The following is a 12,454-nucleotide window of genomic DNA, read 5'->3' as shown; positions in this document are numbered from 1 at the left end:
TTGTCGTGGCCATGAAGATCCCCATGGCCCTGTGGCCCCGCCTCATGCCATTGCTGGACGAGGCGCTGGCGCAGCCCGCCGATCAGCGCGAGGCCTGGCTGCAGCGCCAGAACCTGGACGAGGACACCGCTGCCGCATTGCGCCAGTTGCTGGCCGACCGGCGGGAGCTCGATGGTGGCGCATTCATGGCGGCCTTGCCCAAGCTGGAGCCGGTACCCGCTGCATCAGCATCGGATGATGCCGAGCATGGTGGAGGCCAAGGTGCCCACAGCAGCCAGTCCGGCTTGTTTGCGGGCGACATGCTCGGGCCCTATCGCCTGATCCGCCCCTTGGGCCAGGGCGGCATGAGCGTGGTCTGGCTGGCCGAGCGTGATGATGGCCAGATCCGCCGCCAGGTGGCCTTGAAGATGCCGCATGCCGGCCCGGGCCAGGCCCTGCTGGCCGAACGCCTGCGCCGCGAACGCGACATCCTGGCCAGCCTCGAACACCGCCACATCGCCCGCCTGTACGACGTGGGCACCGCCCCGCAAGGCCTGCCCTTCATGGTGCTGGAGTACATCGAGGGCCAATCCCTGCCCGCCTATTGCGATGCGCACCAGCTCAACATCCGTGAGCGCCTGAACCTGTTCCTGCAGGTGCTCAGCGCCGTGCAGTACGCGCACACCAAGCTTGTGCTGCACCGCGATCTCAAGCCCAGCAACATCCTGGTCAACGAGCAAGGCGAGGTCAAGCTGCTGGACTTCGGCATCGCCAAGCTGATACGCGACAGCGAAACCGGCGCAGTCGCCGTCTCCACCGAACTGACCCAGCACAACGGCCATGTGCTCACCCCTGATTACGCCGCGCCCGAACAGATCGCCGGCAAACCGCTGACCACCGCCAGCGATGTGTACGCCCTGGGCGTGATCCTGTTCGAGCTGCTCACGGGCCAGCGCCCTTACCGCCTGCCACGCGGCACACGCGGTGCGCTGGAAGAAGCCATCCTCGCCACCGACCCGCGCCGCCCCAGCCAGGTCTGGCTGGATGCCGACGTGCAGACGCACCACCCGACGGCCGTCACGCTCAGCGATCTCGCCACGCACTTCCACACCAGCCCACGGCGCCTGCACCAGCTGCTCAAGGGGGACCTGGATGTGATCGTGCTCACCGCCTTGCAGAAGCAGACGGTACGCCGCTACGCCACGGCCGAAGCCTTCGCGCAGGACATCCAGCACCATCTGGCGAAAGAGCCGATTGCCGCCCAGCCTGACAGCCGCTGGTACCGCACGCGCAAATACGTACAGCGCCATGCCTGGGCCTTGAGCGCAGTGGGCGCCGTGATGGCCGCACTCAGCGTGGGTCTGGGCGTGGCCCTGTGGCAGGCCCAGGAGGCCCGGCAGGAGGCAGCCAAAGCCAATGCCATCAAGGACTTCCTGGTGGGCCTGTTCGAGAACGGCGACGTGGAACAGCCCGACGCCTTGCGCAAGCGCCAGCAGACGGTGGAGCAGTTGCTGGTCAACAGCGCCCGTGCCCTTGGCACGCAGCTGAAAGACCAGCCACAGGTGCGGGTTGAGCTGCAAGGCGTGGTGGGAGGCCTGCTGCACAACCTGGCGATCACGGATGAGGCGATTGCCTTGCGTCTGCAACGCGCAGAACAACTGACCGCCATGAACGCGGACGTTGGTGAGCGAGTGCAGGCCTGGCGCGATCTGGCCGACAGTCAGGACGCACGTGGTGACACGGCTGCAGCCGGAGGTAGTCTGAATCGCGGCTACAACTTGTGTGCTGCCAACCAGATGCGGCCTGTGACGTTGTGTTACGGCATACAAGTGGCCAAAGCGCAGCTCTTGCTCAAAGCCAGAGATATTCGAGGTGCACAAGAGCTGATTGCTCCGGCATTGCAACAACTAGGCACCTATGCCGTTAACACGTCGCAGCACGCAGAGGCTCTGGTCGCGATGGGTGATCTGCTGAGTCTTCAGAATGACAACAAGGCCTCATTTGCGAAGTACGAGGAATCCATGGAGATTCGTGCTCGCTTGTGGGGCACGCATTCAGCGAGGCTTGCGCAAGAGCGCTACCAACTGGCTATGAGTCTTGCCCAGGTGGGGCGCTTCTCGCAGGCTCTACAAGAATTGCAAGATGCACACCGTACCATGGCGACAGTGCTGGGTGCTGATCATGTCAGCAGCGCGGCGATCGAGTTGCAGTTGGGACGTTTGAGTGCGTCGATTGGCTTGTCAGGTGGGGGGCGGGACTTGGTGGCCCATGCGAGCAAGGTTATCCTGACCAATTTAGGTTCGGTCGACCTACGGACTGTCTTCCAGGCCCACCTGGCTCTGGGCGAACTGGCCTTGTTCGATGGACGTTTGGGCGAAGTCGGTCAGCACCTCACTGAGGCTCTGCGCCTGCAATCGATGTTGGGCAATGCTGTCCCCATTGACGGACGCATTGAAACCGTGATGGCCTGGTATCTGGACGACATCGGTCGCCCCACCGAGGCCAGGGCAACACTGCTGGAGGCACGGGTAAGGTTGACCAAGCGGCTGGGAGAGCAGCATCCTTACGTGCTGGCAATAGACGAAGCCGTGGGTGCCAGTTACCTGGCCGAAGGCAATCTGACCCAAGCCACAAAGTGGCTGGGCTCTCCGACCGTGGATAAGAACGCGGAGCTTGCTGCGTCCCCAGCCCAGATGTCAACGGGGCGGACGGCTCTGTTGATGGCAATGGGGCGTTTTAACCAAGCCGCGACAACGGTGATCGCCAGATATGAGGCGGTGGACCGCACGCCCAGAAACGACCAGTTTCGCCTTGCCATCTTTAGTGCCAGCGATCAGATGGCGCGATTGAAAATGGGCCAGAAAGTGCCCCTCGAAGCGCGACCATACTTCGAGCGTGCAATCAAGACATTGTCGGACGGGTACATTGGTAATCCGTACTTGGCTGCTACGCGTGCGCGTTATGGCTTATGTTTGTTCGCCATCGGCGATCATGCTGGGGCGCTCAAGCAGGCCAATCTGGCGGGTAAGGCATTTCGAGAACAGTCAGTGGTGGCCTATCATTTCAAGGAGCCGCTGGACGAGCTCCGAAAACTGTTGGCCACTGCGGTGGCAACTGGCATGTAAAAACTTGCAACGCCATGTCGGTGCTGGTGGTGTTTTAGCGTTCTCTGGGTTACAGAAGTATTTTTCTTGACGTCCTGCATAAACTGGAGCATTGCAATGATCAATCTTGTTTCGCTGAAATCGCGCTATATCGGTTCGGCCATCACATTCTTCGCGCTTGCGGCGGGTTTCGGTACCGTGCAAGCCGCCACGGATGTGGCGCCTATTGCGCAAGCGGCCTCTACTGGCGTGGCAACGAAAGTGGCGCCTGCAACCGGTGCGATCAAGCGAATCGAGCCTGTCTCCGCTGGTGGGTTGACCACAAAGGGCGATAAGGAATACCCCACTGGCACGCTGCCTATTCCGCCCAAGCCTAAGAAAGAAGGTGCGGCTGTTCAGTTGAGCGGTCAAGGTGGCGGCAATCAATACCCAACGGGCACCTTGCCAATTCCTCCTAAGCCCAAAAAGGAAGGCCTTGAAGCTGCCGGCGCCATCAAGGCCAAAGCCGCGCAGCCTTGATGCACATGAGGGATGATGCCCTCTTGCCCCACTTTGTGGGGATTCCCATGTATTGAGCCTCCTTGCAGTATGTAAGCTCTACTACAGCAAGGAGGTTCTATGTACAAGCATGGGTTGTGTATCCGCAAAATGTTGGTATCAACTTTTTGCGCAATGTTGGCGGCAACGAGTTGGGCTTATGAAAGCAATCCGGCCACAACGGGTGTTGACGAGTACCCATCTGGTACACCTGTTGTCCCCCCAAAGCCAAAAGCGCGCGATGGTGGCGAATTTGGGTTTGATGAGTATCCGTCTGGTGCGCCCATCATCCCGCCCAAGCCCAAAGCACGTGAAGACGGTGAAACAGGTGTTGACGAGTACCCAACTGGTACACCTGTTGTCCCCCCAAAGCCAAAAGCGCGTGATGGTGGTGAATTTGGGTTTGAGAGCCTGTCAGAAATTTTGTGTGTGAGGCATAGCATGTCGACAAGGAGCATGAATGCCACCCAAGCCAAAGGTTCGTGACGAGGGTGAAACAGGCATAGACGAATTTCCATCGGGCACCATTCCCGTTCCGCTCAAGCCCAGATCCAACATTCAGTACCAAGGATGGCACTGATCGTGTCTGGGTGCACTTGATTGCATATGTACTCCGAACTGCCGACGCGACATGAATCCAGCGGCGCCCTCGTCGCAGATGGCGCTGCTGGATGTGCCTCATGAACGCGCGGCCTTTGAAGGCGGATCATGTGCACTAAATTCCGGGTAACAGGATGTCAGCCTACGTTTGCCGGCCAGACATGTTCTCGTTGGCCAATGCGATTCAAACCGCCTCCGGGCGGTTTTTTCATATTCAGCGCTCTCCCAGCCGTCTTCGCCCCTGGCCCCAAATTAAGATCAAGGTTTGCGGCGGCTGTGTTGCCGCTCAGGCATTCCACAAAGAAGACCGCTCCGGGACCCATGCTCGACGACATCAAAAAGACTCTTTGGGCCACCGCCGACAAGCTGCGCGCCAACAGCCTTGCGGATGTCGGAGGTGTTCCGCCCCTTGGTCAAGGAGTTGAACTGACATGAGTTCCGTCGGTCAAGGCACGCAGTACGCGCTCTTTGAATCTGCAGAAGCCATTCCTGTGGAGGTGGCGCCGCCTGCCGAGGCTGACCGCCGATTCAGCGACTACGTGGTTTACGTGGACGAAAGCGGGGACCATTCACTGGCCAGCATCGACAAGGACTACCCGGTATTTGTTCTGGCGCTGTGCATCTTTCACAAACGTCACTACGCCGAGAAGATCATCCCTGCGGTCGAGAAGCTGAAGTTCAACTACTTTGGCCACGACAGCGTGGTGTTGCACGAAAACGAGATCCGCAAACAGAAGGGCGATTTCGCCTTTTTGAGCTACCGCCCGACAAGAGACGATTTCATGGAGCGCCTGTCATCCATCATGGATGCCAGCAACTTCATCTTGATCTCCTGTGTGGTGGACAAGGCCCGCGTGAGCAAAAGCGGCAATGCCGACTCCAACCCGTATCACATCGCCTTGGGCATATGCCTGGAGGCGTTGCGCGAGTTCCTGGCTGAGAAAGGTCAGGACCAGGTCAAGACACATGTGCTGGTGGAATGCCGGGGCAAGAAGGAAGACGCTGAACTGGAGTTGGAGTTTCGGCGTATATGCGATGGCGACAATCCAGGCAACCGCATCTTGCCATTCGACATCGTGTTTGCAGATAAGAAGACCAACCTGACCGGTTTGCAATTGGCCGATTTGGTGGCCAGGCCCGTGGGGTTGAACTACATCCGACCAGCTCAGGCCAACCAGGCTTTTGAGCTGTTGAAGCAAAAGTTCTTCTGCGACGGAGGCCGTGCCCGCGTGGGCAGCGGGTACGAAAACGTGGGTTTGATGGTTTATCCGTTCCAGAAAGCGAAAAGCCCCGATGAACCCACCGAGGCTGTAGCGCCGACCAGGAACCCCCAATCCACTTGAACTACAGTTTAGCCCAACTCGCACGTCAAGCAAGCAAAAAATTGAACCACCTGGCAGCCGTATGACAGAGGATCAACTCGAACAGGAAGCACTGAGTTGGCTCATCGAAGTCGGCTACACCCACATGAGTGGCTACGACATCGCCCTCGATGGCCCTGCCCCTGAGCGATGACGAGGTGAAGTTCTACGACGCTTTGATCACCAATGAATCGGCAGTGCGGGAGCTGAGCGACGAGACGTTGAAGAAGATCGCCCACGAGCTGACGACCAGCCTGCGCCAGAACATCAGTGTGGACTGGGCGCAGCGCGAGAATGTGCGAGCCAAGCTACGGTTGATGGTCAAGCGGATTTTGCGCAAGTACAAGTACCCGCCTGACTTGGCTGATGCGGCGGTGGAGTTGGTGCTGGAACAGGCGGAGACGATTGGTGAGGCGTGGGGGTAGTTTTAAGCAGGTTATTGGCTTTTTTCGGACGGCGCCATCAAAGCCTTCACCACCCTCTGCAACCCACTCAAAGCCCCTGGCGCATCCCCCGTCATCTGCACCTGCACGATCGCGCCATCCACCACCATCGCCAGGGCTTGCGCCAACGCAGCCCGCTGCCGCGAAGCCGGCAACAAGGCCGCGATCGCCCGCGTCATGTCCTGCTTGTGCGCTTGAGAAACCGCCACCACCTCCGGCAGTTCTTCGCCCAGCTCATTCACCACGTTGATGAAGGCACAGCCCCTAAAGCCATCGCTCTCGAACCAGGCTTTCAACGTGGGCACCAGGGCCGTGGCCTTGCCGCCGTGTGCGGCCAAGGTGGCGTCGAACCACTGCATCCAGCGTTCGTGGCGCAAGGCCAGGTAGGCCAGGATCAGCTCGTTCTTGCTGGGAAAGTGCCGGTAGAACGTGACCTTGGTGATGCCTGCCTCGGCAATCACCTTGTCGATGCCGGTGGCGCGGATGCCGTGTGCATAAAACAGGCGGTGCGCCGTGTGCAGGATCCGCTCGCGAGCGTTGGTGGGCAGGGCTTCACCCTGAAAAAGGCTGGTCATGCGCGCATTGTAGACAGACTTGTCTACTTCGTGTAGATTGCACCCATGTAGACAGAGTTGTCTACTTTGTTGATGATGCCACTGGCCATGCAAGGACACCACATGGAAGCCCGCCCCCCACTCCCGCCTTTCACCGCCGATTCGGCTGCGCAGAAGGTCCGCCTGGCCGAAGACGCCTGGAACAGCCGCGATCCGGATCGGGTGGTGCTGGTCTACACCGAAGACACGCAATGGCGCAACCGCGCCGAGTTCCCGGTCGGGCGTGATCAGGTGCGGGCATTGCTGCAACGCAAGTGGGCGCGCGAGCTCGATTACCGCTTGATCAAGGAGTTGTGGGCGCATTCGGATACGCGCATTGCCGTGCGCTTTGCCTACGAGTGGCATGACGATGCCGGCCAGTGGTATCGCTCCTATGGCAACGAGAACTGGCAGTTCAATGCCCAAGGCCTGATGGAACGCCGCTACGCCAGCATCAATGACATGCCGATCAAGGCCTCGGAACGCTTGTTCTTCTGGCCGCTGGGCCGCAGGCCTGATGATCATCCCAGCCTGAGCGAGCTGGGCCTCTAGCCTCTTCAAGCAAGTGCTGCCCGCGCAGGGATCAGGTGGAGGCCTGCTCCTGGAAGCCCCATACCCGATAGCACCAGAAGCCCTCGTCTTCGGCAATGCGTCGGCGCAGTTCTTCAGGGGCAAAGCCGGTGAGGCGCCGGGTCTGACGGCATAGATGGGATTGGTCGGCAAAGCCGGCCTGTTCGGCCACGTCAGACCAGTTGTCGGTGCCGTTCTCCATGGCCTGTATGGTCTCGAAGAAGGCCCGCTCCAGCTTGCCCAAGCCCTTCAACTCGCGCAGTGGCAGGCCTGTCCACTGTTTGATGCGGCGCTCGACCTGGCGCAGGCTGCGGCCCAGGCCCGATGTGGCCGCTCGCAAGGCCACGTGCGATGACCAGTCCTCCACCAGCTGGCTGCCGGGGATGCCGTCTGGTCGTGCTGCCCGCCACATGGGGTCCAGTGTGGACTCGATGAACTGGATGCGCGCCATGTCGTCAGGCGCGTCTTGCACCTGCTGGCACCAGTCCATCCATTGAGGGCTCAACACCTCGTGCGCAGGCGCAACCCGGTTCACATACGCAGCGGGGTCGATGCCGGTCAACGCGGCCATCGCTTCAGGCATCCAGCCCACCATGAAGGCATACAAAGGCCCCTTGCTCCAGCTCACATAAGGGCGCGGAAAGGGCCCGTTGAACATGATGCGGGCGGGGTAAGGCGTCCGGGGGCTGCGCTCATGGTCGCGCGTGCCGTCTTGCACTTCCAGCGATTCGCCTTCGATGAACCAGGTGATGGCGCAGTAGGGCGTGGCAGGAAAGAAGTTGAAGCGCTGCGCATCGGTCAGCGTCACGCCTCGTGTGTCGCGAACCAGGGCGCCGCGCAGGCAATGCGCCAGTGAGGGACGTGGCAGATACAGCCGCGCTGTATCCATGCTGGGCGTTTTGTGAGGGCTATGCGACTCAAGCGCAGGCATGAGGTGGATCCATCTCAGCGGAAGGTGTCGGCAGTATAGGCATGCACGATGCCGGTCGACGAAAGGGGCCGTCGATGTCGAGTTCGTTCAAGACAGATCGCAGTGGGTTCCCTAGCATGCGCCCTCATGACTCAACACAATCTCAGCGCGCCAGAAGTGGCCCACCGCCTGCCTGGTCCACCCTGCCCCTGGTTTGGCGCACCACACATGCAGGCGATCTCACGTGACTTCCTGGGCTACACGCGCCAGATGCACCGAGAGTGGGGTGACATCGTCTTCGTGCAGATGTACTGGGAAAAGGTCTGTCTGCTGGGCTCGCCCGAGCTGGTGCGTGCCGTGATGGTTGACAACGCAGCCAGCCTGATCCGCCAGGAGCGCGCCATCGAGGTGTTCAGCCGTGTTCAAGGCCCCAGCGTGATGATGGCCGAGGGTGAGGACTGGCAACGCCTGCATCGCTTGCTCATGCCGGCGTTCTCGCCTCGGCGGGTTGCTGGTTACGCTCGCTTGATGGTGGACGCTGCCACCCCCTTGCTGGATCGTCTGGTGCCCGATATGCCTGGCGCTTCGGGCCTGATCAACATGGACGAGCTGACCGCGCGTGTGACCATGGATGTGATCTGCCGCACCCTCTTCAGCACCGATCTGGGTGACACGGCTCGGCAAGTGACAAAGGCTTCACATGCGCTCAACGAGATCGCCATGCAGGAGTTGATGGTGCCGCTGACCTTGCCAGACAGTTGGCCTTTGCCGGGCAAGGCGGCCAAGCGCCATGCCATGCGGCTGTTTGACGAAGTGATTGACAAGCACATTGCCGATCGTCGCCAGATGCCAGTGGACCAGGCGCCACAGGAGGACGTGCTGGCCCTGCTGCTGGCGGCGCGCGATGAAGAAGGTGGTGGCCGCCTGAGCGAAGCTGAACTGCGTGCCCAATGCAAGGTGATCTTCCTGGCGGGCTTTGACACCTCGGCCAAGGCCTTGCAATGGTGGGCATGGTTGATGGCCGCGCATTCCGACAAGGCCGCACTGGCGCATGAGGAAGTCAGTCGCGTGCTGGGCGCGCGTACGCCCCAAGCCGAAGACCTGCCGCAACTGCCCTATCTGACGGCGACGATCAAGGAAACACTCCGGCTGTATCCACCGGCCGCCGGCTTGTTGACCCGCAGGGCGGTGAAGGAGATCAAGGTGGGGCCCTGGACGATCCCTCGGCGCAGCATGATCATCGTTGCACCCTGGGTGCTGCACAACGATGCGCGCAGCTTCCCGCAGCCGGAGTCCTTCCGGCCAGAACGGTTCATGCCCGATGCGCCACCCTTGCCGCGCAGCGCCTGGATGCCTTTCGGGTTGGGGCCACGCGTGTGCATTGGCCAGCACTTCGCCATGACGGAGATGACGCTGGTGGCCGCGATGCTGCTGCAGCGTTACGAACTGAGCAAGGAGCCGGGCCAGCCCGAACCCGTGGCACAACTCAACCTCACCTTGAGGCCAGCGCAAACCTTGTTCTTGCGCATGCGCCGGCGTGAACCGGCACATGAACGACAGGTGTGAGTGCTTACTCGGCCGCGTCGTCCACTTCAGGGCGAGGGTGGCGGCGGGTGTCGTGCTTCTCGATGGACGAGGCCACGGCACGCTTGAGCTTGGCCACGGCGCCAGCAATGGCCTGGTGGGCGTTGGGGGCGAACTCCTTGACGACCACAGGCTCCAGGCCGGTCAGGCGCGCTTCCAGCGTGCACTGGATGTCATCCGGATTGGGCTTGTTGTGGTGGGCTGCGTCCGTCACGTGGGCTTCCACGCGGGTAACGTGATCGCCAAAGCGGTGCAACGCTTCCTTGACCACGGTCTCGAGGTGTTCGGCCATGCCTTGGCGGCCGTCAACATGGGTATCGGTTTGCAGCAGTACTTGCATGTGTTTCTCGTTATGGAAAGTGGTCAGTTCAGTGTAGTCCCCATCGTGGGGCACATCATTTGATCTGGCTCGGGTTTTGTGCGTGCGTTGCAGGCTTGCCAATGTGGCGAACTGGCCTCACATCCGCCGTGGATGTCTTGCTTTTGACCTGCGCGCCGCGTACCTCAAAGCGCACGGCCTCCATGACCTTGTTGCTGGCATCCACCAGTTCCAGCAGGTGTGGGCCGGGCCACATGGCCCATTTCATGTTGGTGGCGGGACCGAGGCGCTTGCCATCCAGGCGCCATGACCACTTGGGTGACACACCGGGCACCAGCGCAAACGCGATCTTCTGGGCCTGCAGCGGGATGTCCGGGTCGAGTGCGAAGATGGTGCGGTCGCTGGGGGCATGAATCAGCGTGCGGGCGGCGCCCATCTGACTGGCCAGACGGATATCGGCTTGCTCGGTGCCGGCGATGAACCACTCGTTGCGGGGCGGCTCCAGGTTGCGCTCGAAGTGAACCGTCTGTTGCAGCAGGCCTTTGGGCGGGGATGGCGGCTGGCTCGCTTGCTGATCGGGATGACGCCTGTGCAGTTCGTCCATCACGGCGCGCCAGACCGGCGCAGCGCCGGTGGTGCCGGACACGTCCCACATCGGGTCGCCATTGGCATTGCCCACCCACACACCCACCGTGTAGCGCTTCGAAAACCCGACGCACCAGTTGTCGCGCATGTCCTTGCTGGTGCCCGTCTTGACGGCGGCCCAGTAGCGCGCAGCCAGGGCGTTGCTCAGGCCGAAGGTGGGCACGCGGGCTTCGCGGTCGGCCAGCACGTCGGCCACGATGTAGGCGGCAGCAGGGTTCATGAGTGCCGCGCTTGACGAAGGTGCCGGCTTGGGCGCTTGGGAATGTGTGGCGTCTGCTGCGTTGCAGGGCGCTGCATTGGTGTGCTGCCTGTCGCTGGTGGTGTTTGCGTCAGCGGCTTGCACACGCCATGGCCCATATTGCCCGCCATTGGCCAGCGCCCGGTAAGCATTGCTCAAGGACGCCAGCGTGACCTCGGCAGAGCCCAATGCCAGGCTGTAGCCATAAAAGTCACCGTTGTGGCTCAAGGGCAGGCCCAGGGCGGTGAGCCGCTGAGCGAAGCGTTCTGGTGTCACCATCACCAGGGTGCGCACCGCCGGCACGTTCAGCGACGAGCCCAAGGCGGTGCGCAGCGACACGGGCCCTTTGAACGCGTGATCGTAGTTTTGCGGGATGTAGAGCCCGCTGCTGGTGGTCAGGCCCACGGGCGAGTCATCGAGGATAGAGGCTGCAGTCAGCCAGCGTTGTTCAATCGCGATCTGATACAGAAAGGGCTTGAGCGTGGAGCCAGCCTGGCGCAGGGCCATCACGCCATCCACATCCGCCGCTTGTGACAGCTCGCCGCTCGACCCTACCCAGGCCAGCACCTCGCCGGTGGCGTTGTCCAGGGCGATCACGGCGCCGTCTTCGACATGGCGATCACGCAGTTCACGCAGGTGCTGGCGCAAGGTGTTGCGGGCAAAGCGCTGCAGGCGGGCATCCAGCGTGGTGGTGATGCTGGCGGGGCGCGGCGTCCTGGCTGGCCAGACTGCGAGCAGGCGTTGGCCCAGATGCGGTGCCAGTTGATCGTCTGCATTGAGGCGCTCGTTGCGCTTGCTGGCCAGCACCTGTGCCGTGTAAGTGGCCAGGGTCTTGCAATCGGGTTTGAGGCCTTGTTCCTGCAGCACGCCGCAAGCGCGATCGGCCACGCGCGCCGCGGGCGCGTTGGGCGAGCGGATCAGCGCCGCGGTGATCGCCGCCTCTTCGGCATCCAGCCCGCTGGGGTATTTGTGGAAGAGGCGGGCCGACAAGGCCGAGATGCCGACCACTTCGCCTCTGAAGCCCACGAGGTTGAGGTAGGCCTCCAGGATCTGATCCTTGCGCCAGCTGCGCTCCAGCCGCCATGCGGTGGAGGCTTGCCCGATCTTGGCCACCACGGAGCGGCTTTGCTGGCCGCCTTGTGGCATGGCCAGGTCCTGGTCCATCAGGCCGGCGAGCTGCATGGTCACCGTGGAGGCGCCGCGCGTGCGGCTGTTCCACAGATTGCCCCAGGCGGCCGCACCCACGGCCTGCCAGTCCACACCGGTGTGTTCGTAAAAGCGTTTGTCTTCCGACAGCAGCAAGGCGGTGCGCAGGGCGGGCGACACCTGGGGCAGCGTGGCCCATTCGCCGCGCAGGGCGGTCTTGTCGGTGCGCACGGCTTGCAAGGGCTGGCCCTGTCGATCAAGCAGGAGCGTGTCTGACGAGCGATAGCTGGTCTTGACTTGGTCGAAGCTGGGCAGGGCGTGGACAGCCGTGCTTGCGCCCGTCAGCGCCATGGCGACGCTGACGGGCATGAGCCTGCTGTACCGCTTGAGGCTCATGGGCGAACGGCCTTCATCGAAACCATCGC

Annotated in this window: 10 protein-coding genes and 1 pseudogene; 7 read left to right on the top strand and 4 right to left on the bottom strand. The window is 61.8% G+C overall.

Annotated features, from left to right (window positions below):
- The first annotated feature begins 23 nt into the window (after positions 1-23).
- The 5 genes and pseudogenes from HY836_RS07750 to HY836_RS07730 all read left to right on the top strand — a co-directional run.
- Complete coding sequence (locus HY836_RS07750; RefSeq protein WP_290675181.1) at positions 24-3,104, top strand: serine/threonine-protein kinase; 3,081 nt, start codon at positions 24-26, stop codon at positions 3,102-3,104.
- A gap of 96 nt (positions 3,105-3,200) precedes the next feature.
- The gene (locus tag HY836_RS07745; RefSeq protein ID WP_290675180.1) at positions 3,201-3,602 is read left to right on the top strand and encodes a hypothetical protein; all 402 of its coding nucleotides are present in this window, start codon (positions 3,201-3,203) and stop codon (positions 3,600-3,602) included.
- A gap of 99 nt (positions 3,603-3,701) precedes the next feature.
- Positions 3,702-4,106, top strand: coding sequence for a hypothetical protein (locus tag HY836_RS07740; protein ID WP_290675179.1), 405 nt, complete (start codon positions 3,702-3,704; stop codon positions 4,104-4,106).
- A gap of 545 nt (positions 4,107-4,651) precedes the next feature.
- Positions 4,652-5,563, top strand: a complete 912-nt coding sequence (locus tag HY836_RS07735) for a DUF3800 domain-containing protein (protein WP_290675178.1) — start codon at positions 4,652-4,654, stop codon at positions 5,561-5,563.
- A gap of 161 nt (positions 5,564-5,724) precedes the next feature.
- Positions 5,725-6,006 (top strand): annotated as a pseudogene (locus tag HY836_RS07730) (type I restriction enzyme endonuclease domain-containing protein); the annotation flags it as partial.
- A gap of 11 nt (positions 6,007-6,017) precedes the next feature.
- Here the strand turns inward: HY836_RS07730 and HY836_RS07725 are convergent.
- The gene (locus HY836_RS07725) at positions 6,018-6,599 is read right to left on the bottom strand and encodes a TetR/AcrR family transcriptional regulator (RefSeq protein ID WP_290675177.1); all 582 of its coding nucleotides are present in this window, start codon (positions 6,597-6,599) and stop codon (positions 6,018-6,020) included.
- Positions 6,600-6,701: 102 nt separating this feature from the next.
- Between HY836_RS07725 and HY836_RS07720 the strand changes: the two genes are divergently transcribed.
- Positions 6,702-7,169, top strand: coding sequence for a nuclear transport factor 2 family protein (locus HY836_RS07720; RefSeq protein ID WP_290675176.1), 468 nt, complete (start codon positions 6,702-6,704; stop codon positions 7,167-7,169).
- A gap of 31 nt (positions 7,170-7,200) precedes the next feature.
- Here HY836_RS07720 and HY836_RS07715 read toward each other — a convergent pair whose 3' ends face one another.
- Positions 7,201-8,076: an AraC family transcriptional regulator gene (locus HY836_RS07715; protein ID WP_290675175.1), complete on the bottom strand. Its 876-nt coding sequence runs from the start codon at positions 8,074-8,076 to the stop codon at positions 7,201-7,203.
- A 168-nt stretch (positions 8,077-8,244) separates the two neighbouring features.
- Here HY836_RS07715 and HY836_RS07710 point away from each other — a divergent pair, with 168 nt between their 5' ends.
- Positions 8,245-9,663, top strand: a complete 1,419-nt coding sequence (locus HY836_RS07710) for a cytochrome P450 (protein ID WP_290675173.1) — start codon at positions 8,245-8,247, stop codon at positions 9,661-9,663.
- 4 nt (positions 9,664-9,667) lie between these two features.
- Here HY836_RS07710 and HY836_RS07705 read toward each other — a convergent pair whose 3' ends face one another.
- Together HY836_RS07705 and pbpC are read right to left on the bottom strand one after the other, a co-directional pair.
- Complete coding sequence (locus tag HY836_RS07705) at positions 9,668-10,021, bottom strand: HPF/RaiA family ribosome-associated protein (protein ID WP_290675172.1); 354 nt, start codon at positions 10,019-10,021, stop codon at positions 9,668-9,670.
- Positions 10,022-10,076: 55 nt separating this feature from the next.
- Positions 10,077-12,425, bottom strand: coding sequence for a penicillin-binding protein 1C (gene pbpC / locus HY836_RS07700; protein WP_290675170.1), 2,349 nt, complete (start codon positions 12,423-12,425; stop codon positions 10,077-10,079).
- Positions 12,426-12,454 lie beyond the last annotated feature (29 nt).

The sequence above is a fragment of the Aquabacterium sp. genome (assembly GCF_016234775.1).
Classification (GTDB): Bacteria; Pseudomonadota; Gammaproteobacteria; order Burkholderiales; family Burkholderiaceae_C; genus Aquabacterium.
The sequence above is the reverse complement of the archived record's forward strand: the minus strand, read 5'-3'. Positions and strand labels throughout refer to the sequence as shown.